Source organism: Pseudoalteromonas sp. S554 (assembly GCF_005930865.1).
Taxonomy (GTDB): Bacteria; Pseudomonadota; Gammaproteobacteria; order Enterobacterales; family Alteromonadaceae; genus Pseudoalteromonas; species Pseudoalteromonas marina.
The window spans coordinates 44,741-69,075 of the sequence record NZ_PNDV01000040.1 but is presented as its reverse complement, the minus strand read 5'-3'; the positions used below and the strand labels follow the sequence as shown (position 1 = coordinate 69,075).

Sequence of the window (24,335 nt, the reverse complement as noted above, 5' to 3'; positions counted from 1 at the left end):
CATTCCTCAAAAGTTACCTAGAAAACTATATTAGTTAGATAAGGCAGCTATATATATTATAAATAGTATATAACTCATATTGGTAACTCAATTAAAAAACGTTAAATTTTTTAATAAAATTTACAATTGCGCTATTTATTTAACGTTAATACTGACTACCTTTTTATAATTGGCTAAGTTGAAATGTGCGTAACACCGCAGTATCGGTTTGTAAATTAAGCCATATGCTTCTCAAGTGCTGCTTTTTCTTCAGTGCTCAAAGCTTGCTTAGCTCTTTCAGCAAAGTTATATCTGACCATTACAACCTTTCCAATTGCACAGCATTTATCATGCTGAAATGCCTCTTGCTTGAGTACAAAAGAGCTTGTGCCGATGTGATCTACAGACGTTTTAATCGTGATCTCGTGGCCATAAAATAACTCCCCCACAAACGACACTTCTATTTTGGCAATGATTAGTTTCCAGTCATGTGGGTTTAAGTCTGGCGTAAAAAATTTAAAAATAGGGACGCGAGCGGCTTCAAACCACACGGGGAGTACGGTATTGTTGATGTGTCCGAGTGCATCTGTTTCGCTAAAGCGCGGTATCACTTTTTCAATAAACATATTAATCCAAAAATAATTATACAAAGGTAAACCATGACGGACTTTATTCGCGTTTATGAAAACGCATTGAGCGATGATTTTTGCGATAACTTTATTAATACGTTCACGCAAAGCCCGCATGTAAAACAAGGGGTTACTTCAGGCGGTGTTGATTTAAAGAAAAAAGACAGTCACGACCTGCACCTAAATAGTCACCCCGAATACGCAGAGCAATTAAAACATATACAACAAACGACTGCACAACATGTTTTTAACTATATTGAAGAACATATTTTTATGATGATTGGCGCATTTGGCTTAAAGGTTTATCATCCAAAAACGGGGGAAGTAGTAGATTTAACTCAAGAAAATTTTGATGAAGTGGGTAAGCCACAGCTCCCTGTCCTTGTGCAGCAAATATTTAGATTAGGTAATATCCAAGCGCAGAAATACGAGGTAAATAAAGGGGGTTATCCTTACTGGCACAGCGAAGTGTATCCTCAGTTACAACACAATGAAGCCCTGCATCGTGTACTTTTATTTATGTTTTACTTAAACGATGTCGAGGAAGGTGGAGAAACGGAGTTTTATTATCAAAACCGTAAAATAGCCCCTAAAAAAGGCACCATGGTGATAGCGCCTGGCTACTTTACGCATACACATAGAGGTAATAAGCCAGTATCAAACGATAAGTATATTTTAACCTCGTGGGTGCTATTTAACCGTGCAGAGCAAATATATGGTGCACCTAAAAGCTAAACCAATAAATAAGCCATAAGTAACACTTATGGCTTATTTATATATTTAATAGACGACCTATTTAACCAAGTAGCTCGTCAAACATATCAAACAGCTTATCAAGCTCTTCGACTGTGTTGTAATGCATACAACCAATACGTACTACACCGCCTGTATCAAGCACGTTTAATTGCTTACACAAACCTTGCGCGTAAAAATGTCCATCCCACACACATATATGCTGTTTGCCTAAAAACTCTGAAACGGCGCGTGGCTCTAAACCTTCAAACGTTAAAGCAAACGTAGGGGTACGTTCGTTTAATCGATCAAAGTCATCAATACCGTACAACTTTATACGAGGGTAATTAACTAAGCGCGTTAAAAAGTGTTCACTGAGCGCCATCTCGTGCTGTTTAGTTTTAGCAAACGCAGCTGTTAGCTTTTCACGGCGTGTATGGCCATCATCAAGCTCGCTAATTGCAGCAATGTAATCAACAGCGGCAATAAAGCCTGCCATTGCTTCAAAGCTTTGGGTACCTGTTTCCCAACGTCCCGGCGCTACATCTTTGGCGGGCTCTACTTTGTAAGGCGTAAAACCTTCAAGATGCTCTTTTTTACCGTACACCATCCCTAAGTGTGGGCCAAAAAACTTATACGCTGAGCAGGCTAAAAAGTCGCAATCAAGGGCTTGTACATCAATAAGCTCGTGCGGCGCATAATGTACCGCATCAACATACACAAGAGCGCCCACAGCATGAGCTAGCTCTATAATGCGTTCAATATCGTTAATTGAGCCTGTAGTATTTGAAGCATAGGTAACAGCCACCAACTTAGTCTTGCTGTTTAATAAGCTTTCAAACTGCGTCATATCTAGGCTGCAATCGGCTTCATTAATCAAGGCAGTATTAACCTTAACGCCTTTATCTTCTGCGGCTTGCTGCCATGATGACACGTTTGAGAAGTGATCGGCGTTAGTAACAATGATCTCATTACCGGCTTGCCAATCGCGCGATATAGCTCGGCTAAAACTAAAGGTAAGGCTTGTCATGTTAGGGCCAAACACAATATTTTGAGCACTTGGCGCATTAAGTAAATCTGCTGCAGCTTGGCGTGCATTTGCCATTAGCTCAACAGTTTTATCGCTTGAAAAAAACGCACCACCTAGGTTTGAATTGTAGTGTCCTAAATAAGCAGACATTGCATTAAGCACTGACTGCGGCACTTGAGAGCCACCAGGGCCGTCTAAAAATATCGGCGATTTACCATCAACACTTTGCATTAATGCCGGAAACTGCTCACGTAATTGCGCTATATTCATGCTCATCCCTTAAGACGTAAGTACAAAGCAATCCAGGTAACCTGGTTTGCTGGCATCAACTTTGTTCATTGGTGTGGCGTTATGCCACACTTGACGGTCGTTTATAAGCGCAAACATGCCGTCTTTAATTTCCATTTTGAAACATGGCTCAGCTTGTTTGTTTTCGTATACAAGTAACTCGCCACCTTCTAAGTTTTCGTGCGAAACACCGCATATACATACATGATCAAAACCATCTTGATGCACGCCTTCAGGCGCTGCTGGCGTATCGCTATCAATGGCTAACATTCTAAATTGATGTATTTCAATATCGCGATCTTCATCAATACCGGTAAGCTGGCAAAACTCACTGACAATACTTTTCATGCCATCTGATTCAAGTAGGCTTTGCTCTAAATTTTCGTAAGTACGTTCAACGTTACCTTGAAACGTATTAATCGAATCGTCTTGAACAAATGCTTTGGCAGCTTGCAATTTTAGCTCACCATCTTGAAATTTAATTACTGAATAACGACGCTTACGAAATTCGCCATCTGCATATGGATTTGCAGGTAGGTTATCAAAAGAAGGCTTAACCAAATCAATATTTGCTTGGTTAATAAAACGAAGTTGCAGTAAATTCTGGTTGTTTAATGCAGTCATGAAATCTCGCCTAAAATAATGAGAATATTAAAAGAGATTTTAATGCATGTAGCGAGGAATTATTGCTTTATTATCCAACTTAAATGTGAAAAATACTTAATTTTAATTCAGTATAAGGCTATTAAAGCATGAATAATCTAAATTATATTTAAACAATAAAAAACCCGCCGAAGCGGGTTTTTTATTCAAACTCTATAAATTAAACAGCTTGCTGAATAATTACATTGTCTGCTTTTTTAGTGTACTGAGGCATACGGTGGAAGTTCAAGTAACGGTAAGTATCTGCTGCCGTTGCATTGATTTTCGCTGCATATTCCTGGTACTCAGCCGGAGTAGGTAATTTACCTAAAATTGCCGCCACTGCAGCAAGTTCTGCTGATGCTAAGAATACGTTTGCGCCTGTACCTAAACGGTTAGGGAAGTTACGTGTTGAGGTAGAAACAACTGTTGCTTTATCTGCAACGCGTGCTTGGTTACCCATACACAGTGAACACCCTGGAGTTTCAATACGTGCACCAACACGACCAAAGATACCGTAGTAACCTTCGTCTGTAAGTTGGTCTTTATCCATCTTCGTTGGTGGAGCAACCCAAAGCTGTGTTGGAATACGACCAGTAAAGCCATCTAATAATTTACCTGCGGCACGGAAGTGACCAATATTAGTCATACAAGAACCGATAAATACTTCATCGATTTTCTCGCCTGTAACGTCAGATAGTAAACGCGCATCATCTGGGTCATTCGGTGCACAAAGTACCGGCTCTTTAATATCAGCTAGGTCGATTTCAAGTACGTGCTTGTATTCTGCATCCGCGTCAGCTTCCATAAGTTCTGGGTTAGCTAACCAATCTTGCATTGCAGTAATACGACGCTCGATTGTACGAACATCGCCGTAACCTTCAGAGATCATCCACTTAAGCATAACAATGTTAGACTCAAGGTACTCAGAGATAGACTCTTTAGAAAGCTTAACAGTACAACCTGCAGCTGAACGTTCTGCTGATGCATCAGATAGTTCAAATGCTTGCTCAACAGTTAAGTGCTCAACACCTTCAATTTCTAGTACACGGCCAGAGAATTCGTTGATTTTACCTTTCTTCTCAACCGTTAATAAGCCTTCTTTGATACCGTAGTAAGGGATTGCATGAACAAGATCACGTAATGTGATACCTGGCTGCATTTCACCTTTAAAGCGAACCAAAATAGACTCAGGCATATCAAGTGGCATAACACCTGTTGCTGCTGCGAATGCTACTGCACCAGAACCCGCTGGGAACGAAATACCTAGTGGGAAACGAGTATGTGAATCACCACCAGTACCTACGGTATCTGGTAATAACATACGGTTTAACCACGAGTGAATTACACCGTCACCAGGGCGAAGTGAAACACCGCCACGGTTCATGATGAAATCAGGAAGCGTATGGTGCGTGTTTACGTCAATTGGTTTAGGGTAAGCAGAGGTATGACAGAATGACTGCATTGTTAAATCTGCAGAGAAACCTAAACATGCTAAGTCTTTAAGTTCATCACGTGTCATAGGACCAGTAGTATCTTGCGAACCTACAGTAGTCATTTTAGGCTCACAGTATTGGCCTGGGCGAATACCGGCTACGTTACATGCTTTACCAACCATTTTTTGCGCTAGTGTAAAGCCTTTGTCTGACTCTTCAGTCACTGCTGGTACTTTAAATACATCAGTAGCACCTAAACCTAAAGATGTACGTGCTTTGTCTGTTAAACCACGACCAATGATAAGTGGAATACGACCACCAGCACGAACTTCATCAAGGATTACATCTGATTTAAGTTCAAAAGTAGAGATAACATCATCAGTACCATGGCGTTTAACAACACCTTCGTATGGGTAAATATCAATTTGATCACCCATGTTGAACTCGTCAACATTTAATTCGATTGGTAATGCGCCAGAATCTTCCATTGTGTTAAAGAAGATAGGTGCTATTTTGTTACCTAAACATACACCACCAACACGTTTATTTGGTACAAATGGGATATCATCACCCATAAACCAAAGCACAGAGTTAGTAGCAGACTTACGAGAAGAACCAGTACCTACAACGTCACCTACATAAGCAAGTGGTAAGCCTTTAGTTTTTAGTTCTTCAAGCTGAACGATAGGACCTACTTCACCTGCTTTATCTGGGTTTATGCCATCACGCTCATTTTTTAGCATTGCCAAAGCATGAAGTGGGATATCAGGACGTGACCATGCATCTGGTGCAGGTGATAAGTCATCGGTGTTTGTTTCACCCGTTACTTTAAATACAGTAACAGAGATTTTTTCAGCTACTGCTGGCTTATTTGTAAACCATTGCGCTGCAGCCCAAGATTCGATAATTTGCTTAGCAAACGCATTGCCCGCTTTGGCTTTTTCTTCTACGTCGTAGAAAGCATCAAACATAAGTAATGTGTTTGAAAGGCCTTTTACTACGATTGGCGCTAATGATTCGTCATCAAGTAGGTCAATCATTGGCGCGATGTTGTATCCGCCTAGCATTGTTCCTAATAATTCAGCTGCTTTTTCTTTAGAAATAAGAGAAGTAGTCGCTTCACCTTTAGCAACAGCGGCTAGGAAGCCTGCTTTGATGTAAGCAGCGTCATCAACACCTGGTGGTACACGATTGATTAATAAATCTAAAATGAATTCTTCTTCACCTGCCGGTGGGTTTTTTATTAATTCAATAAGATCAGCAGTTTGCTGAGCATCTAATGGCGCTGGTACGATACCTAACGCGGCACGTTCTTCTACGTGTTTACGATATTCTTGTAGCACAATATTGCCCTCTTGGTGACGTGAAAGTATTCGGTAGCGCTTCATGCGCACTTGTTACCCAATACTTATAGTATTCTAACGCGTAATTATAAAGCTTTTATAGATAGATGAAAATCCATCCAGTTACACAACTGATTATACCGACTATAAACACTATGAATAGTAGTTAAGGGAAATTCTATTTCCATGAATACTTGTTAAGTAATAATCATTATTATTTAGGTAGGCAGCATAAATAGCGGCCATAAAAAAACCCAGCATAAGCTGGGTTTTTATAGTCAAAATAATCTATTAACGTAAAACTTTTACTGTTTTGATTGTTTTGATGTGCGCTTCAACACGACGGTTTTCTGCGTGCGCAGCGGCTGTGTTAGCTTCATTTTTAAGGCGTTCTTCACCTAAACCTACCGTAGTAATACGGTCAGATGCAATACCGTCAGCTATCAGTTGCTTAGCTACCGAATCAGCACGCTTTTTAGATAGCATTTTGTTGTAAGTCGCTTTACCTACTGCTGAAGTATGACCTTCTAAAAGCACTGTTGTATCTGGGTAATCTTTTAAGAAAGATGCAACTTGATCGATGTCGTCTAAGTAACGCTGTAATACAGCAGCTTTGTCGTTAGGGAACGTTACTAATAAGCTCACAGTTACTTCTTTATCTTCATATAAAGTACAACCAGTACCATCAACAGCATCTGTCATTGGTGTATTAGGACACTTGTCATCAGCATCTAAAATATTGTCATTGTCGCTGTCTACTGGCTCAACCATAACTTCAACAACCTCTGGCGCAGGCTGTACCGGCTCAGCAGGCATAGTGTTTTGTCCAAAGAAATAGTTAATACCTAATTTAGCGCCAACATCTGTGTAACCTTTATCAATACCTTGATATACAGCAGTTTCAACGTTAGCGAATAAGTTGTCAGTAATGAAGTGTCTGTAACCAACACCTGCATTTAAGAACGTGTTGTCATCAACAACGTCCATTGATTTAATACCAACTAAACCGTAGAAAGGACCGCCATCTAAATGGTAAAGCGCATCAATACCAAAACGGCTACCGTCGATGTTGTTACGGTTACCAGCGGCTTTGTCGAATGCATTGAAATCAAGATCTGCATACTCTAAACGAGCACTCCAAAAATCGCTGAAGCGGTAACCCGCTTCAAGACCAAAGCCAGTCGACTCGTTTACGTCAAGACCAGCCTGTGCGCTCATATTTTCCCAAGACGCATCGTAGTAGTCGCCAAATGCGCCAATATAGAAACCTTCTTGCTTGTCAGCAGCAAAAGTAGATACGCTAGTTGCAGCTAACGCAATTGCAATAGTTAGTGATTTTAATTTCATTGTTTTCTTCCCATTTTAACAACTAATAAATTGTGGCTAATTAAGTACTAGCTCACTGAGTTTTATACAGACTAACTCAACTTTTGTTAATCAATACTTAACGAAAAATAAAGTTTATAATTTTTTTCAATGCGATATAACGATATCCAACAAATCAGTTTAGGTGAAATTTAAAACTTTACCTAGCTAGAAACCAACTAGTTGATCATATAAATCGATAATCTGCAGAAGACACAAAGACAACTCAATCAATTGTTCTTGCTCACAATGAAACTAACTTATCTTTATGTTTAGATAGTAACACCGGAATTTGCTTTGCTCAATCAATGAACATCTCTGTGCTAAAATATCGTTATTTATAATCATTAACTTATCTATTTTTACAACACTTAAGTACCACAAAAAGTTTTATAGTCGGTATCATTTGACGGCACCTCTTGAAATTCGGCCATATCATCGCTGAACAAGTACGGATTATTAGCTACTTTTACAAAACGGCTCATCAGTTTACTTGAACCAAGCTCATTATATTCAGCTAATATTGTTTCAATTATATGATTTCGCGGAATTATACGTGGATTGGCTGCTCGCATGGTTTTGTAGCTATCGTTACTTGTTCGGCTTTGCCACTTATTCGCCCACTCAATTAATTCTTTTGGAATAGTTGCATTGCCATTCACAAACTCCGTCAGTGCATCAAAAGTATTGGTGTAATCAAGATGATGTGCTTGCAATAATGTTAGTAGCTCAGAAACAAGATCTTTGTCGCCCTCTTTTGCACCAGCCAGGCCTAATTTTTTGCTCCACATTACTGTAAATTGAGTATTAAATTGCTCTGAAAAATGATGTATGACGGGAGTAAGTAATGACACAGCTTTTTCTTCATCATCGCTAATTAATGGGATAAGGCTTTCAGCTAAGCGAGCACAATTCCAACTCGCCATATTTGGCTGATTACCAAAAGCGTAGCGGCCTTGCTTGTCTATAGAGCTAAATACGGTGTCAAAGTCAAAGCTATCCATCATTGCACACGGGCCATAATCTATGGTTTCGCCACTTACGAGGGTGTTATCGGTGTTCATAACGCCATGAACAAACCCAACGCGCATCCAATTAATAATCAAGTTCACTTGATTGCTAATGACTGCTGTCAAAAAAGCGATATATCGCTCAGGGCCTTCACTCGTTATTTCAGGGTAATGGCGTTCAATGGCTACATCAGCTAATTTTTTCAATCCCTCTGAATCGCCTTGGGTTGCTAAGTATTGAAACGAGCCAACGCGAATATGGCTGCTTGCTAAGCGAGTAACAACAGCCCCAGGTTGGGGCGGATTACGGTAAACCGCTTCGCCGGTGCCAACCACAGCCAAACAGCGAGTAGTGGGAATACCTAATGCGTGCATAGCTTCACTCATTACATATTCACGAATAGCAGGGCCTAGTGCGCATTTTCCATCGCCACCTCTAGAATACGGGGTAGCGCCTGAACCTTTTAACTGAATATCCCACAGCTGGTTTTTATCGTCATTTATAGCACCAAGCAAATGCGCTCGCCCATCACCCAAGCGCGGCGAAAAGTGACCAAACTGGTGCCCCGAATAACCAAGCGCTACCGACTTTATTTGCTGTGATTCATTGCCTGCAAAGGTACTAGCACGCAGCTGCGGCTCAACATCTATATTAAACTGCTTTGCTAACGCTTCGTTCCACAAAAGCAGTTGCGGAGCTGCAACGCTTGATGGTTGATCTTCTATTGCGAAATTATCTGCTATGTCTGTGTATCTCGGCACTAGTTTCATGGTTAATTTCCTGACTGTTGACGTATACCTACGCGATTGTCACCCACACCATAGGCCACAATTAAACTTAGCTCTTGCATACTTAAACCACTTTGCTTTTGCATTTCGTTAAAAAATGCCTGCGCAGCAGTGAGTGATTTTTTAGTTTGCAGCCCACCATCAATAATTTTATGTGCCCTTAGGTAACTCTCTACATCTCGCGAAAGTAAAAAAGTGTCTTTGCCAAGTGCTCTTAAGGCATAAGGGCCTGTATTACCGCCTAATCGGGCGCCGTGCTTTTTTAAATGCGCCCATAAACCAATAATATTATCTGTTGGCCACTGGGCAATAAACTTGCTAAAACTGCCATATTCCTGTGCTATTTCGTGGATCATGTAGGCATTTTCAGGAATTGTTTTCACTTTTTTATAATTACGAATAATACGCTCATCACTCGCTTTTTGCTCGAGCATATCGGGCGGCATCATTAACAGCTTATCAACGCTGAATTCCCAAAAAACCTCTCTAAAGCCCGGCCATTTGCTGTTTATTACCGACCAGTAAAAACCACTTTGAAAAACTTTTCGGGTAAATTCTTCAAGCCAATCGTCGTCACTTAACGTGCTTAATGCTTTTTTAGATAAGGGTTTTGCGAGTAATAACTTAAGCATTTTTTCAGAGCCTTTTCGCTCTACTGCTCGCTTATAAATATCGCTAAATTTTTCCATACTTATTAAATACCTCGCTGCTCATAGGGTTAGTTTACGAGAAAAGCAGCCAATACGTAACCACCCACATTTTCGATGAACTAATCTGTACCCTGCAACTTGACACCTAGACGGCTAAAATGTTTTAATCGCCGCAATTACCCTATTTAAATTGTATTTTGTTAAACCTTTTGCGGTTAAACAAAATACAAAGGGCTAGAAGAGGTGCGTTATTCAGGTAGCGTATGTTAGGAGCGCAAACTCCAGTGAGCATACGTCAGGGGAATACCGCCGAGAGGTAAACGCTTTTGCGAAGCAATTACTTCGGGCGACTAGGTTGAATCCTAGCGACTGTCACCAATAGCTGTTTTAAAACAGCTTATTAGTTTGGTGGAGAGCTTCTGGTCTTAAATAATAAGGCTGTGCGCCCTATTATTTTAAGCCCATTCGCTCTTCGAATACTGTTCGAACGACGTTAATGCGGCTCACATCATACAGCCCCTTTAATATCTCGAACACCTTATAGGTTCGTAAGAGATGATCAATAATTTCAATTTAGACGACTACGCACTGTGGACAGCGCTTGTTACGCCGTTTGATCAACAAGGTAATGTTGACTACGACACGCTCACAACACTTGTTAGCGAACAAGAAGCAGCACACAACGGTATTTTACTGCTCGGTAGCACAGGTGAAGGCTTAGCCCTTACGCTTAATGAGCAGCAAGGCATTGTTGAGCATGTGTGCCAATTAAAACCCAATGTACCGCTTATGGTTGCTGTGGGTGGTAGTAACTTGGCCCAACAAAAAGAATGGGTTAGCTACTGTAACCAATTACCTATTCACAGCTACTTATTAGGCTCGCCTCTTTATGCAAAACCAGGGGCTGTAGGTCAAACACATTGGTACGAAAGCTTATTAAACGAAAGCGCGCATCCGTGTATGTTATACAACGTACCTGGGCGCAGCGGTGTAAGCATTCCTATCGAAACCATTGAAAACTTAAAAGCGCACCCAAAACTGTGGGCTTTGAAAGAAGCCAGTGGCAACATCACCCAATTTGAAGCATACCGACAAGCCGCGCCTAATTTAGCGTTATACAGTGGCGACGATGCACTTATGCCCTACTTTGCCCAAGCAGGTGCAAAAGGCTTAGTATCTGTTGCGGCAAACGCGTGGCCTTTGCAAACACACGAATTTGTAAAACGCAGCTTAAGTGGCCAACACCCCAATTTATTTGCTCAGTGGACTCGCGCTATTAATAGCCTATTTGCTGTAGCAAACCCTATTCCCGTTAAAGTGCTAATGCACCAACAAGGCCGCTTAAGTAGCCCGTTGCTGCGCCCGCCTTTAACGCATCTTGAGTTAACGCAAACCGATTGCATTACCACTGCAAACGACACCATTTTATCTTGGCATTAAATACAGGTTTTTATAATGAGCTGGTTAGAACTACTTAATAATTTAGAATCGGGCGCAGTACGCGCAGCATCACAAAACGAAAGCGGCCAATGGGAAGCTAACGTAGAAGTAAAACAAGGCATTTTAGAAGCCTTTAAAAATGGCACTAACACCGAGTTTGCAGGCGGGTTTGTTGATAAGCACAACCTTGCACCGCAAGAATTTAGCACTGACGACGGCGTGCGTATGGTACCAGGTGGCACCAGTGTTCGCCGCGGTGCCTACGTAGCTAAAGGCACTATTATTATGCCACCAGCGTACGTAAATATTGGCGCATACATCGACGAAGGCACTATGGTTGATAGCCACGCATTAGTGGGTTCATGTGCACAAGTAGGTAAAAACGTACATTTGAGCGCAGCCGTTCAACTTGGCGGTGTACTTGAGCCAATTGGGGCAAGCCCAGTAGTAGTTGAAGACGATGCGTTTATTGGCGCAGGTTGTGTCATTGTTGAAGGCGTAGTGGTTAAAAAAGGCGCGGTACTGGCACCAGGCGTGCGTTTATCTGCAACTATTCCGGTTTACGACTGTGTTAACGAGCGTCAGCTAGATAAAGGCGAGCCAATCCCAGAATACGCAATTGTAATACCTGGCTCTCGCCCGGCGTCTAACGAATGGGCACGTGAGCAAGGTTTAAGCATGTCGTGTGCGTTAATTGTTAAATACCGCGACGAACAAAGCGATGCATCATTATTACTTGAAGAGGTTTTACGATAATGAGCTTTTTGAGCACGCCAATCAAAACCGCTGTTAATACGCTTACACAGCAGCTTGATACTCCTTTTTTTGTTTACGACTTAGATAAACTAAACGCACACCTTACGCGCTTAGTTGCGCAAACCGATGTAAAACTTTGGTATGCAGTAAAAGCGAACCCGCTTTCTAAGATTATTCAAAGCTTAGATAGCGCAGGCTTTAACTTTGACGTAGCAAGTAAAGGTGAACTTGAACAAGTCCTTGCACAAGGTATTAGTTCGCAGCGCGTGCTCAACACAGGGCCTGCAAAGAGCCCTAAACAAATTAAACACTTTATCGAGCGCGGCGTACGTATTTTTGTTGCCGAAAGCCTCAATCAAGTGCGTTGGTTAAACCAACAAGCGCAGCTGCAAAATACGCAGCTGCAAGTTTTATTGCGTGTGCAACTACGCTGGCCTGAAGGTGAAAAAAACCCACTAGGCGGCGACAGCCTAACTCCGTTTGGGCTTGGCTGCGATGAATGGCAAGCGCTCAATACTGGCGATTACCCAGCACTTAATTTTGATGGCCTGCATATTTTTCAGTGGGGCAATATGCTCAGCACGCAAAAGCTAAGCGAGCTGTGGTCGCAAATGATTGCACCGCTTACCACCTTGGCTAATAACTTAAATATAAACCTTAAAATTTTAGATTTAGGCGGTGGTTTAGGTATTCCTTATACACAAAACGAGACAATACTTGAATGGGATGGCCTTATTGCCGCGCTGGCAAAAATTAAAAAAGAGGCGGGTGTAGACGAGCTTTGGATGGAGCTTGGTCGTTACGCTGTAGGTGAATGCGGGCATTATGCTAACCCCGTAGTAGAGTGCAAACAAAACTACGGCCAACAGCAAGTTATTTTAACCGGTGGTATTAACCACTTATTGCGCCCTGCTGTTACAAGCCAAGATTTTCCTGCGGCGTTATTGCGCGAATCAACGGCGCCAGAACAAGCAATGAGCCTATATGGCCCATTATGTACTGCCCTTGATTGTTTAGGTGAGCATACCCTACCAAGCGATTTAAACGAGCAAGACTGGCTGGTATTTAGCCAATGTGGCGCCTATGGTTTTACCGAAAGCATGCCCTACTTTTTATGCCATGAACTAGCCGCAGAATATGTGTTACAAAATGGCGAGCTCACCTGTGTGCGCCAAGCAGAAAATGCCAGTCACTACTTAAGGTAATAAACATGAGCATAACAACACCCATTAGCCAAGAAAACATTGTAGTAGGGGAAGTAGCAAATGGCTTGCCTCTCACTATTCCGGTGTATCGCTTAAAAGGCGACGGCACAGGTCCAAGCGTGTATATTCAAGCCAACATGCATGGCGCCGAGGTACAAGGTAACGCGGTTATTTTTCAGCTGCTAGAGCAGTTAAAACAGCTCAATTTAAAAGGCGACATTACCTTAGTACCATATGCTAACCCTATTGGTTGCAATCAAAAATCAGGGGAGTTTACCCTTGGCCGATTCGACCCAATTACGGGCACTAACTGGAACCGTATGTATCACTACAATAGTGATTTAGTCACCCAGTTTGCCAAAGATCATAGCCAGTACGACGATGCAGCTTTAAAAAATAACTTTAAACAAGCCTTGCTTGATGAAATAGACACCAAACTTAACGGCCCTGCATATTTACTCAATACCGGTAAACGCATTGCGCTTAATTTGCAAAAGCTTGCGCACCAAGCCGACATAGTACTCGATTTACACACAGGCCCTATTTCAAGTAAGCATTTATATTGCCCAACCTATGCAACAGACAGTGCTCGTTATTTTAATATTGAACATGTACTGCTGATCCCAAGCGACTTTGATGGCGCTATGGATGAAGCTAGCTTTTGCCCATGGTGGCACTTAAGCAATGCACTTAGCGCGCAAGGGCGTTCGTTCAACGTGCAGGTAGAAGCCTTTACAGTTGAGCTAGGTAGCCAAGAAAAAATAGATTTAAAAGAAGCACTCAACGATGCAAAGAGCATATTATGCTACCTAAATCATAAGAACGTATTAGTAGATGCACCGCATAAACCAGCTAATATAACTCGCTATGCGTGTAACCTAGATGACTACTTTGCCTATTACGCCCCTATTGGCGGCATGGTTGAATATATAGCACCACTTGGTGGTCATATTAAAGCAGGCGAGCCCATCGCACATATTTTACGTATGGAACGCTACCTAAGTGAACAACCATTACAAACGCTGACTCTTGATTGCGATGCTATCGCTATTTTGCACTTTGCCTCAGCAAGCGTAAATCAAGGCACTGAGTTGTATAAATTTTTTACAAACGTATTTGAGCTATAGCTCACCCTTCTCATTGCGTGAGAGTACATTAATCTCCTAAGTTAATGTACATTAGATAAAGCGGCTTTGGCCGCTTTTCTTTTGATCTGTTAGTACCGCTTTTAACGTAATGTGAATAGTTCAGTAAAAGTTCACTGTACCTAATGTAAAAAGCGTTATAATAAAATAAATCACAACCTACCCAATACTCACAAGGAATTACAATGAGCTGGCGCCACTGGATCACCCTTTCAGCTTTACTAAGTACCGCAGCATTTGCGCAAGACGAAGTACAAACAAACGAGCAAGACAGCAGTATAGAACTCGTCAAGCAATGTATTTTGAATGAAGTGATTGGGGGCGATGGCAAGCAAACACTCGATGAGCTTCGTAAAAAATGCTCTGCACTGGAAGAAAACAAACAACTGACCGCACTCGATAAACGCCAAGCACGTGAAGAGGTTGGTAAAAAAAATCGTAATGTAATCACCCCCCACAAACGTAATTACATATTGCCATTATCATACGTATCGCATCCTAACGATCGCCCTTTTGACCGTTTTGATGAGCTCACCGATGAACAAGATGGTGATACGCTCGATAACTTAGAAGCAAAATATCAACTTTCAATCAAGGTTCCCTTGTTTGACGAATTTTCTGACGAAGACCAAGCCTTGTATTTTGGTTTTACGCTGCAATCGTATTGGCAAATTTATAACTCAGAAATTTCATCGCCATTTCGTGAAACCAACTACGAACCTGAAATTTTTTGGATAAATTATCTGGATCCAAAAAACGTACTTTGGGGCGATGAAATGGCTATTGTGTTAGGTATTTCACACCAGTCAAATGGTCGAAGCCAACCAAACTCACGTTCGTGGAACCGTATTTACGCCGACTTCATATGGGAAAACCGAGGCTTTGTTTTTAGCTTTAAACCTTGGTATCGCATAGCTGAAGACGAAAAAGAAAACCTGCTAGATGCAAAAGGTGATGATAACCCTGATATTTACAAATACATGGGGTACTTTGAATTTAGCGGTGCTTATCGTTATCACGACCATGAATTTAGCTTTATGACTCGCAATAATTTAAATTCAGACAATCGTGGTGCACTTCAGCTTGATTGGTCATTTCCTTTGTGGGGCCGCGTTCGTGGCTACGCGCAATACTTTAACGGCTACGGTGAAAGCCTAATAGATTATAACGCCGACGTTGAGCGTATTGGTGTGGGTATATTATTAACTGATTTGTTGTAATATCAGCTTATAAAAAAGCCAAGCATTAATTATTAAGTGCTTGGCTTTTTTTCAATTAAAAATTACTCGTTATTTTTTTACGGCAAAAACACCTTCAAACTCAGCAACTACGTTGTCACCATCATAAATGATTACCGGTACCACATAACTTGTTTTACCATCGGCTTCTAAATCGCTTAATTTGCCTTTACACGCTTGTAAATCTACACAACCGCGCGGATCTGTATTGAGTGGTTTCAGGTACTTAATACTCGCATCGGCTAAAACTATGCTACCTTCAAGTCCCGCTTCTTTGAGCGCCAAATACGTTGCACCCCAGCCAGTTAATGTCGCTAAACTATAAATAGAACCAGCAAACATGGTGTTATGTAAATTTAAATTAGCGTCTAAATCAGCGCTGGTTGTAAATTGCCAATCGGTGTAACTTTCTACTTTAATGCCCATTGCATCACTAATAGGAATTGATTCTCGCCAGATATTTTGCAGTACCTGAGTCCAATTTGGATGGCGGAACCAACCCGGCTCACTCGGTTTTTGCTTAACCATTTTATAATGCTGTACGTCACCATATGCCAAGTGCGCTTTTTCTTTTAATTCGTACCCATGACGCTTATAAAATTCAAGCGCTCGCTCACGTGCAAATAACACCAGCTCATCGGCATTTTGTGTCCACGCTATTTTTTCTAAATCGTGTAACAGGCGACTACCAATATGCTGATTTCGGTTACCTTCAGCCACAGCCATATAACGAACCTGAGCTTGCTCGTGGTTATTAAAATGTAATCGAGCCACACCTAATACATCACCCTCTTTATTTTTTATAAAGCGGTGTTCAGCGTCTTGTTCTAAATCATCTTGTTCAGAACCTCTTGGTTCCCCCCAAGGAGCGCGTAAAACCTGCCAGCGTAATTGATAATAAGCTTGCCAATCTTCGCTACTTTGTGGGGTACTTACCTGAAACATACTTACTCCTGTTGCTGTAAAAGCCGCATGTAAAAATTTAAAAAGGCCTCAACCTATTGATGGCAAATACCATACTCCATCTTAACAAAACTGCAAATACGACTTTGGTGAAGCTTTTAAAATACGTAAAAAATTAATGACAGATCCCATTGCGCTTTACTAAAGCTGGTTTATGCTAAATAACATGACCACATACATTGATGCCTCAACAGGCCTAATTAACAGTCATTTTATTGAAAACAGCCAAAATGAAGGAACGCTACTTTATTGGCAAAACGTAAATGGCGATCACATTCAAGTTCGCGAGCATGGTAATTTACGCTGGCTATTAATAAACAACACATTGCAATCCATTATCGACGTCAATAATCCACAAACACTGTTGTTTCCTCACTTGCAATATTTAGCAGCGCAATGGCAAACACTGCCACCACCTAATAACGTGCTTGAACTTGGATTGGGCGGTGGGGCTATTCGTAACTATTTACTTAAGCAACACCCTCAAGTAAATATAACGTCAGTTGAAAAAAATGCAGGCATATTGGCATGTTATTCGCAGTTTTTTGCATTAAGCAGTAACGAAAATTTACTATGCGATGATGCACAGGTGGTACTTACTTCAGCGCGTAATATAGATTGGGTTATATTAGATTTATTCTGCCAGATAGATGCGCCCCGATTTTTATTTGAGCACGCATTTTATGAAAAAATTCACGCTGCACTTAACACTACCGGCAAACTATTTATTAACTTTTTATCGCAACATAACTCACAGTTAAAACAGCTCCAAAAGCTATTATTCGATGTATTTGGTTATACAGTATACCCTCATAAAATTTCAGGTTACGTTAACCATATAGTGATCATTAGTAAACAACACCCTAAACAGATAAGTTAAACGTAACCGGTCCATCGTTACATAAACTCACTTGCATATCAGCACCAAACTCACCGGTTGCAACACTAATACCTTGCGCTTTAGCTTGATCAACAAAGTACTCGTAAAGCGCGTTAGCTTGGCTTGGGGTCGCTGCAGATGAAAAGCTCGGACGCATTCCTTTTTTAGTATTTGCGGCTAACGTAAATTGCGAAACAACTAATAATTCACCACCCATGTCTTTTAAACTTAAATTCATTTTATCGTTTTCGTCGGTAAAAATTCGGTAATTACTTACTTTATGTAGAAGCTTATCAGCTGCCTCATTATCGTCTGCCTTTTCAACACCTAACAAAAGTAAAATACCTTGCTCTATTTGCCCAATTACCTGGTTGTCAACTTCTACCTTTGCGTGTTTTACGCGCTGTATTAGCCCTTGCATTTAACTTATATCCTTTGATTTAGGTTCTTCTTCCAGTTCTATTTCTGGGGTATCCTCAATATCATTTGGGCTAATACACGCCGTAAATTCGGCGCCCAAAAGTACAACTACCCACGCTAAATACACCCACACAAATAAAATAGGAATTGTTGCTACCGCACCGTAAATAACCTCATATGAAGGAAAGTGGCTAATATAAAGTGCAAACCCTTTTTTTGTTAGCTCAAATAAAAGTGCAGCAAACAATGCCCCTGGCACAGCGGCTCTAAACGATACGCGTGTATTTGGCACTAAGGTATAAAGCATGATGAAGCCCATCATCGAAATTCCATAGGGAAGTAATTTTAATAAAAATCCACTAAACCCTGGAATACCTTGATCAGCAAACGATACTAACGACACAATGTATGAAGTTACACCAATACTTGCGCCCAGTAATACAGGGCCTAAACTCAAGACCATCCAATACACTGCAAATGAAATCATCATTGGGCGCTTTTTCTTAATACGCCAAATGCGATTAAGTGTTGCATCTACATTGCGTATTAAAAGTAATGCAACAGCGGCTAAAAAACCTATACCCACTGCAGTCATTTGATTGGCATTGCCTGCAAAGGAGCTAATATGCTCTCTGATCACATCCGTAGAGGTCGGCACAAAGTTAGTAAACAAAAAACTTTCTATTTCCATACGAGTCGATTCAAACCCCGGAAACGCTGAAAATATTGCAACCCCTACAGCGATAAGCGGTATTAATGAAAGCAGAGTTACGTAAGCAAGGTAACCAGCATTGACTGTAATTTGATCGTCTATACAACGATTAATATATTGCATCCACCAACCGGGTTGCTGGCGCATAAAGGACTTAACTTGCTGTTTGTAATGGGAGAGCTTATCATTCATACAATTGACTTGTGCTTATCGAGTTTTGATTATCATAACAATCAGCACCGGAATTTACAGCACTTACACGTAAATAGGGAATCAAATGAAAAAACAAACACTGTTAAGCGCATCAATACTTGCCCTAACGTTAGCATTATCTGGGTGTCAATCAGCTTACTATTCTGCAATGGAAAAAGTAGGTGTTCACAAACGTGACATTCTTATTGACCGCGTAGAAGAAACCAAAGAGTCACAAGAAGAATCTCAAGAAGAGTTTCAGTCAGCGCTTGAGCGTTTAACTACACTAATTAATTTTGATGGCGGTGAGCTCCAAGATGCTTACAATCAACTAAATGACGATTACGAATCAAGCCTTAAAGCCGCAGACGACGTTACTACCAATATCAATAAAGTAGAAGATGTTGCTGAAGCCTTGTTTGACGAGTGGAGCGATGAATTAGAACAGTACAAAAGCGCTTCGTTAAAACGCGAAAGCAGTAAAAAACTTAATGCCACTAAGCGCCAATTTGATCAGCTTCTTCGTTCAATGCGCAGTGCTGAAAGTAAAATGGAACCAGTACTATCATCACTAAAAGATAACGTTTTGTACTTAAAGCATAATTTAAATGCACAGGCAGTTGCTGCTATAAAAGGTGAATTTACTAACCTTAAACGCGACATTCAGATACTGATGAACGACATGAACAAGTCAATCGCCGATTCAAATAAGTTTATTGAGCAAATGAACAAAGCCTAATAATGCTATTTTTATAACAGCTCTAAAAGCCTGTTAATTTTAACGGGCTTTTTTGTGATTATTTTTTGTTACGATTAACACATTGTTTAATAAATAGCTTTTGATAAGCTTAAACTTCTTTAAAACAATAGCAACAGTCGAAATGAAATTACATACTCTGTGCTTACTTATTACCTCAAGCTTCTTAGCCGCCTGCAGCGCAAACACTGTAAATGTAATTGCTGGGCAAGACAGCATAACGCCAATTCATGAATCAGGTGAGCGTGAAGGGCGTTATCACAACCTTTATGTGAGCGATAAAACCTATCCGGTTACTTGTGAAGCTGACTGCTACCCACAACACCCGAATGTAATATGCGAAACCACTGCTGAAAATTGCACATTTAACGCTGAGCAATTAAAGCCACAGCTAAACCTTGGCTTTAATATACGCTGGTTAGGCCATGCTGGCTTTATGATCCAAACACCAAATGGACAGCATGTAGTGTTCGACCCCGTAAAAGAGCAGTTTGACTCACCCGTTGATTTAGCATTTAAGCTTGCCTCTGGGTTTTATAGACAACCTGGTGATTGGCTTACTCAAAGCGAACTTAAAAACCTAGATGCCGTTATATATTCGCACATTCATTACGATCATTTTAATAAATCAGACATAGAAGAAATAGGTAATCAACCTCGCTACTTAGCACCATTAGGCATGGCAGATAACTTTCCAAACGCAGGACTTAATATTAGCGAAATGGCGTGGTATGCAAAAACTAAAATTGATGATTTAACCATTCATGCACTACCAGCGCATCACTTTAGCAGCCGTTTATTAGTACCCTTTATTTACGAAGACAACGATAAAGACTTATGGAATGGCTGGCTACTTGAACAAAATGGCAGCACCTTATTTTTTGCAGGCGACACCGGCTACTCCAAACACTTTAGCGATATTCAGCAAAAGTATGGCGATATTGATGTGTGCTTAATGCCGATAGCCTCTTACTACAGCGAAGATAATCCCAAGTGGTATCGTTATGTTCATACAACCCCAGAAGATGCTCTTAAGGCCGCACACGAGCTTAACTGTAAAGTCATGGTACCGTGGGGGTACGGTAACTCATCATGGAAAATGGGCGACCGAAGTAGTCATTCAGCTTTACTACGTTTATTACACATGCATGAAACAATGAAATCACCCGTGCCGCTTTATATTTTAAATGAAGGTGAAAGTATTAAATTTTAAATTGCCCACCAGCTGAAATACATCAACATAATTCGTAATAACCCTCTAGCTGAACTATCTTTAATTAACTAAGCAATGTGGGGTTATTATGTTTCTAGTACGACTAATTTACGCAAGCAAAATTTCAGACGGCTTTGGCCCAAAAGATATAGAAAGTATTTTACAAAGTGCTCGTACCTATAATGTAAAAACACATGTTACCTGCATGCTTTGCTTTAGTAACGAATACTTTTTACAGTGCCTTGAAGGCTCCAGAACCGCAGTAAATAATACCTATCAACAAATATTAAACGACAAACGTCACCACAATGTAATTATGCTTAACTATACCCAAATTCCAGAAAGAGAATTTGAAAAGTGGTCTATGGGTTATGTTCCACAATCTAGAGTAACCCAATCACTGAGTCTGAAATTTTCAGGCTCTGTTGATTTTAATCCATTTAAAATGTCTGGCGAAAGTGCCCACTTATTAATGGTAGCGTTAAAAGGCAGCATTACAGGTGCTATTAGTTAAAATTCACATGTATTATTGTTTTTATTGTTAACTTAAGCCAAGCTAAGCCAACTTTAATTAATGGAACAATTAATGAAAAAAGTACTGTTAGCCACGAGCTTAGTGATCAGCAGCCAAGTAATGGCTGCTGATGTTAAATATACGTCAACCCCTATTAATATTGACGGCGTATCTGAAAGCGCATGGGATAAGGCTGCTTGGCACGATATGCCACATTTAATGGATGGTACATTGCCTTCAAACGATGCCGATTTTAAAGGCCGCTATCGCTTATTATGGGATGAAAAATTCTTATACCTACAAGCCGATATTGTAGATGACGTTTTAATAGATACACACCCAAACCCTACCTATAAATATTGGGATGACGATGCCCTTGAAATATTTATAGATAGCGATGCATCGGGCGGGATTCACCAATTTAACCACACTGCTTTAGCGTACCACATTGGCCTTGATAACCAAGCTGCCGATTACGGCCCTGATAAAAAAGCGCACTTGTATACCGACCACTTAGTTAGCAACTGGAAACGCAATACCACTGCACCCTATAACATTACTTGGGAAGTTGCGATAAAACTCTACCCGAATGATTATCAACAAGGCGCAAAAAATACACCGCTTAAATTAACAGAAAAACAAGTTATTGGCTTTATGCTCGCGTATTGCGATAACGATGGCAGTGAAACACGCGAGCACTTTATGGGGTCACACGAAGTACAGCCAGTGAACGGTGACAGAAACCGAGGATTTATAGACGCAGATGTATTTGGCAAAATCACCTTACTACCAAAAAAGTGATGTAAGTTAGCGTATAGGTTGGGCGCAGCGAAACACAACAAAAAAACCAACAAAATAGAGGCTTTGAACTATCAGTTGTTTTAGCGCTTGCTCTTTTACTTCTCGTTCTCTTTTCTTTCTACAAAAATTTTTAAGTGAATTTTTCACAAAGAGGACAAGAGGCGCTGCGCTTTTAGAGCTCAATATTGATAACTAAAAACTGAAAGCTTCTCTTGCTTTAAAAACAAAAAAGCCGCTGTATTTTGCAATACAGCGGCTTTTGAAATCATTTTTCTAAATTAATAGGCTATTACTTAGGAGCACGACCCGCACGTTTACGCTCATTTTCAGTTAAATGACGCTTACGAATACGAATGTTCTCAGGTGTAACTTCTACTAACTCATCATCAGCAATAAACTCAAGCGCTTGCTCAAGTGAATAGTTCAGATGTGGTGTCAATGTTTGTGCTTCATCTGTACCAGATGCACGAACGTTAGTAAGTTGCTTACCTTTAAGCGCGTTAACTGTTAGGTCGTTATCACGGCTATGAATACCAATAACCATACCTTCATAAACTTCAACACCGTGACCGATGAATAAACGGCCGCGCTCTTGTAAGTTAAATAATGCGTTAGTAAGTGCTTTACCTGTTGCGTTTGCAATCATTACGCCGTTCTTACGAACACCTAGCTCGCCACCTTTGTGCGGACCGTAGTGATCGAACGTATGGTAAAGTAAACCAGAACCCGAAGTAAGTGTCATGAACTCAGTTTGGAAACCGATTAAGCCACGGCTTGGGATCATAAAGTCCATACGCATACGGCCTTTACCATCTGGTGCCATGTCAGTAAGTTCACCCTTACGAAGACCAATTTGCTCCATGATAGAACCTTGGTGCTCTTCTTCACAGTCAATCGTTAGTGTTTCATACGGTTCTTCTAACACGCCATCAACAGTTCGCAGGATTACTTCTGGACGAGATACAGCAAGCTCATAACCTTCACGACGCATGTTCTCGATTAAGATACCTAGGTGTAATTCACCACGACCTGATACGCGGAAGCTATCTGGGTTGTCAGTATCTGCAACACGAAGTGCTACGTTGTGTACTAATTCTTTGTCTAAACGCTCACGAATATTACGTGATGTTACAAACTTACCTTCTTTACCACAGAACGGTGAGTTGTTTACAGAGAACGTCATTGTAACTGTTGGCTCATCAACACTTAGTGGTGGTAATGCTTCAACGTTGTTAGGACAACAAAGCGTATCAGAAATCTTAAGCTCACCTAAACCTGTTACAGTAACGATGTTACCAGCATAAGCTTTATCAGTGTCGATACGCTCAAGGCCTAAGTAGCTTTGTACTGAACCAATTTTACCGTTACGAGTCGTGCCGTCAGCGCCAATAACTGTAACTTGTTGGTTAGTCGCAACAGAACCACGTTTAATACGACCAATACCGATTACACCTTTATACGAGTTGTAATCAAGCTGAGAGATTTGCATTTGGAAGTCACCTTCAGGATCTGCATCCGGTGGTGATACTTCGTCAACGATCATCTTGAACATAGGTTCCATGTTGTCTGATGGCTCGTCTAAATCTAATGTTGCCCAGCCGTTGATAGCTGATGCGTAGATTACTTTAAAGTCTAACTGTTCATCAGTTGCACCAAGGTTATCGAATAAATCAAAGATTTGATCCATAACCCAATCTGGGCGTGCACCTGGCTTATCAATTTTATTGATAACGACGATTGGCTTTAAGCCTTGCGCGAATGCCTTTTGCGTTACGAAACGCGTTTGTGGCATTGGACCTTCTTGAGCATCAACAAGTAATAATACTGAGTCAGCCATCGAAAGTACGCGTTCAACTTCACCACCGAAATCGGCGTGTCCCGGGGTATCTACGATATTGATATGGTAATCATTCCAAGAGATAGCTGTGTTTTTAGCTAAAATGGTAATACCACGTTCTTTCTCAATGTCGTTTGAGTCCATCACGCGCTCTTCGTTACCGCCGCGTGTTTCTAATGTACCTGATTGCTCAAGTAGTTTGTCAACCAGAGTTGTTTTACCGTGGTCAACGTGCGCGATAATCGCTATATTTCTTAACTGTTCGATGCTCATATATTTACTCAGAGAAATTAAATTCTCAATGATCCTGCAAGATCTACGCACTCATCTGCGTTTTCACGAGATGTCCAAGCATAGGATTTAAAAGGG

22 protein-coding genes and 1 riboswitch are annotated in these 24,335 nt (G+C 40.8%); of the genes, 11 read left to right on the top strand and 11 right to left on the bottom strand.

From position 1 onward, the window contains the following. Window positions 1-215: 215 nt before the first annotated feature. Window positions 216-605: an acyl-CoA thioesterase gene (locus tag CWB65_RS10700; protein ID WP_138740548.1), complete on the bottom strand. Its 390-nt coding sequence runs from the start codon at window positions 603-605 to the stop codon at window positions 216-218. Window positions 606-638: 33 nt separating this feature from the next. On the opposite strand from CWB65_RS10700, the gene CWB65_RS10695 reads away from it, so the two are divergent. Next, window positions 639-1,343: a 2OG-Fe(II) oxygenase gene (locus CWB65_RS10695; protein ID WP_006791311.1), complete on the top strand. Its 705-nt coding sequence runs from the start codon at window positions 639-641 to the stop codon at window positions 1,341-1,343. Window positions 1,344-1,404: 61 nt separating this feature from the next. Here the strand turns inward: CWB65_RS10695 and CWB65_RS10690 are convergent, their stop codons facing one another. The 6 genes from CWB65_RS10690 to CWB65_RS10665 all read right to left on the bottom strand — a co-directional run bounded on the left by CWB65_RS10690 (window position 1,405) and on the right by CWB65_RS10665 (window position 9,932). Beyond that, the gene (locus CWB65_RS10690) at window positions 1,405-2,640 is read right to left on the bottom strand and encodes a cysteine desulfurase-like protein (RefSeq protein WP_138740547.1); all 1,236 of its coding nucleotides are present in this window, start codon (window positions 2,638-2,640) and stop codon (window positions 1,405-1,407) included. Window positions 2,641-2,649: 9 nt separating this feature from the next. Then, the gene (locus CWB65_RS10685) at window positions 2,650-3,282 is read right to left on the bottom strand and encodes a 2OG-Fe dioxygenase family protein (protein WP_006791313.1); all 633 of its coding nucleotides are present in this window, start codon (window positions 3,280-3,282) and stop codon (window positions 2,650-2,652) included. A gap of 199 nt (window positions 3,283-3,481) precedes the next feature. Beyond that, window positions 3,482-6,079: a bifunctional aconitate hydratase 2/2-methylisocitrate dehydratase gene (gene acnB / locus CWB65_RS10680; protein WP_138740567.1), complete on the bottom strand. Its 2,598-nt coding sequence runs from the start codon at window positions 6,077-6,079 to the stop codon at window positions 3,482-3,484. A gap of 291 nt (window positions 6,080-6,370) precedes the next feature. After that, window positions 6,371-7,426 carry an OmpA family protein gene (locus CWB65_RS10675; protein WP_138740546.1) on the bottom strand — a complete coding sequence of 352 codons (1,056 nt, stop codon included), beginning with the start codon at window positions 7,424-7,426 and terminating at the stop codon, window positions 6,371-6,373. 389 nt (window positions 7,427-7,815) lie between these two features. Next, entirely contained in the window at window positions 7,816-9,225 is a 1,410-nt protein-coding gene (locus tag CWB65_RS10670) for a protein adenylyltransferase SelO (RefSeq protein WP_138740545.1), read from the bottom strand. Window positions 9,226-9,227: 2 nt separating this feature from the next. Continuing rightward, complete coding sequence (locus CWB65_RS10665) at window positions 9,228-9,932, bottom strand: DNA-3-methyladenine glycosylase I (protein WP_006791318.1); 705 nt, start codon at window positions 9,930-9,932, stop codon at window positions 9,228-9,230. A gap of 191 nt (window positions 9,933-10,123) precedes the next feature. Then, window positions 10,124-10,320, top strand: a riboswitch (Lysine riboswitch). Between the two features lie 128 nt (window positions 10,321-10,448). On the opposite strand from CWB65_RS10665, the gene dapA reads away from it, so the two are divergent. From dapA to CWB65_RS10640, 5 genes are all read left to right on the top strand, one after another. Beyond that, window positions 10,449-11,333: a 4-hydroxy-tetrahydrodipicolinate synthase gene (dapA, locus tag CWB65_RS10660; RefSeq protein ID WP_138740544.1), complete on the top strand. Its 885-nt coding sequence runs from the start codon at window positions 10,449-10,451 to the stop codon at window positions 11,331-11,333. A 15-nt stretch (window positions 11,334-11,348) separates the two neighbouring features. Next, window positions 11,349-12,089, top strand: coding sequence for a 2,3,4,5-tetrahydropyridine-2,6-dicarboxylate N-succinyltransferase (locus CWB65_RS10655; RefSeq protein ID WP_029773501.1), 741 nt, complete (start codon window positions 11,349-11,351; stop codon window positions 12,087-12,089). Then, entirely contained in the window at window positions 12,089-13,294 is a 1,206-nt protein-coding gene (locus tag CWB65_RS10650) for a PLP-dependent decarboxylase (RefSeq protein WP_138740543.1), read from the top strand. The genes CWB65_RS10655 and CWB65_RS10650 overlap by 1 nt, the downstream gene beginning before the upstream one ends. A gap of 5 nt (window positions 13,295-13,299) precedes the next feature. Then, window positions 13,300-14,421 carry a succinylglutamate desuccinylase/aspartoacylase family protein gene (locus CWB65_RS10645; protein ID WP_138740542.1) on the top strand — a complete coding sequence of 374 codons (1,122 nt, stop codon included), beginning with the start codon at window positions 13,300-13,302 and terminating at the stop codon, window positions 14,419-14,421. 203 nt (window positions 14,422-14,624) lie between these two features. Continuing rightward, complete coding sequence (locus CWB65_RS10640) at window positions 14,625-15,659, top strand: phospholipase A (RefSeq protein ID WP_008127023.1); 1,035 nt, start codon at window positions 14,625-14,627, stop codon at window positions 15,657-15,659. A 69-nt stretch (window positions 15,660-15,728) separates the two neighbouring features. Here CWB65_RS10640 and CWB65_RS10635 read toward each other — a convergent pair whose 3' ends face one another. Further along, window positions 15,729-16,622: a bifunctional GNAT family N-acetyltransferase/hotdog fold thioesterase gene (locus CWB65_RS10635; RefSeq protein ID WP_008127021.1), complete on the bottom strand. Its 894-nt coding sequence runs from the start codon at window positions 16,620-16,622 to the stop codon at window positions 15,729-15,731. A 172-nt stretch (window positions 16,623-16,794) separates the two neighbouring features. Here CWB65_RS10635 and CWB65_RS10630 point away from each other — a divergent pair, with 172 nt between their 5' ends. Continuing rightward, a complete protein-coding gene (locus CWB65_RS10630) occupies window positions 16,795-17,520 on the top strand; it encodes a spermidine synthase (protein WP_008127019.1) in 726 nt (241 codons plus the stop codon). Here the strand turns inward: CWB65_RS10630 and dtd are convergent. Continuing rightward, the gene (gene dtd, locus CWB65_RS10625; protein WP_008127017.1) at window positions 17,504-17,941 is read right to left on the bottom strand and encodes a D-aminoacyl-tRNA deacylase; all 438 of its coding nucleotides are present in this window, start codon (window positions 17,939-17,941) and stop codon (window positions 17,504-17,506) included. The genes CWB65_RS10630 and dtd overlap by 17 nt on opposite strands. After that, complete coding sequence (locus tag CWB65_RS10620; RefSeq protein WP_008127015.1) at window positions 17,942-18,844, bottom strand: virulence factor BrkB family protein; 903 nt, start codon at window positions 18,842-18,844, stop codon at window positions 17,942-17,944. It abuts the gene before it with no gap. Between the two features lie 85 nt (window positions 18,845-18,929). Between CWB65_RS10620 and CWB65_RS10615 the strand changes: the two genes are divergently transcribed. The 4 genes from CWB65_RS10615 to CWB65_RS10600 all read left to right on the top strand — a co-directional run bounded on the left by CWB65_RS10615 (window position 18,930) and on the right by CWB65_RS10600 (window position 22,129). Continuing rightward, entirely contained in the window at window positions 18,930-19,583 is a 654-nt protein-coding gene (locus CWB65_RS10615; protein ID WP_006791329.1) for a DUF2959 domain-containing protein, read from the top strand. 142 nt (window positions 19,584-19,725) lie between these two features. After that, on the top strand, window positions 19,726-20,814 hold the full coding sequence (locus CWB65_RS10610) for an MBL fold metallo-hydrolase (RefSeq protein ID WP_138740541.1): 1,089 nt from the start codon (window positions 19,726-19,728) through the stop codon (window positions 20,812-20,814). 88 nt (window positions 20,815-20,902) lie between these two features. After that, window positions 20,903-21,328: a BLUF domain-containing protein gene (locus CWB65_RS10605; protein WP_138740540.1), complete on the top strand. Its 426-nt coding sequence runs from the start codon at window positions 20,903-20,905 to the stop codon at window positions 21,326-21,328. A 72-nt stretch (window positions 21,329-21,400) separates the two neighbouring features. After that, window positions 21,401-22,129, top strand: a complete 729-nt coding sequence (locus CWB65_RS10600; RefSeq protein ID WP_138740539.1) for a CBM9 family sugar-binding protein — start codon at window positions 21,401-21,403, stop codon at window positions 22,127-22,129. Window positions 22,130-22,418: 289 nt separating this feature from the next. Here the strand turns inward: CWB65_RS10600 and typA are convergent, their stop codons facing one another. Then, a complete protein-coding gene (gene typA / locus CWB65_RS10595) occupies window positions 22,419-24,239 on the bottom strand; it encodes a translational GTPase TypA (RefSeq protein ID WP_006791334.1) in 1,821 nt (606 codons plus the stop codon). Window positions 24,240-24,335: the final 96 nt, after the last annotated feature.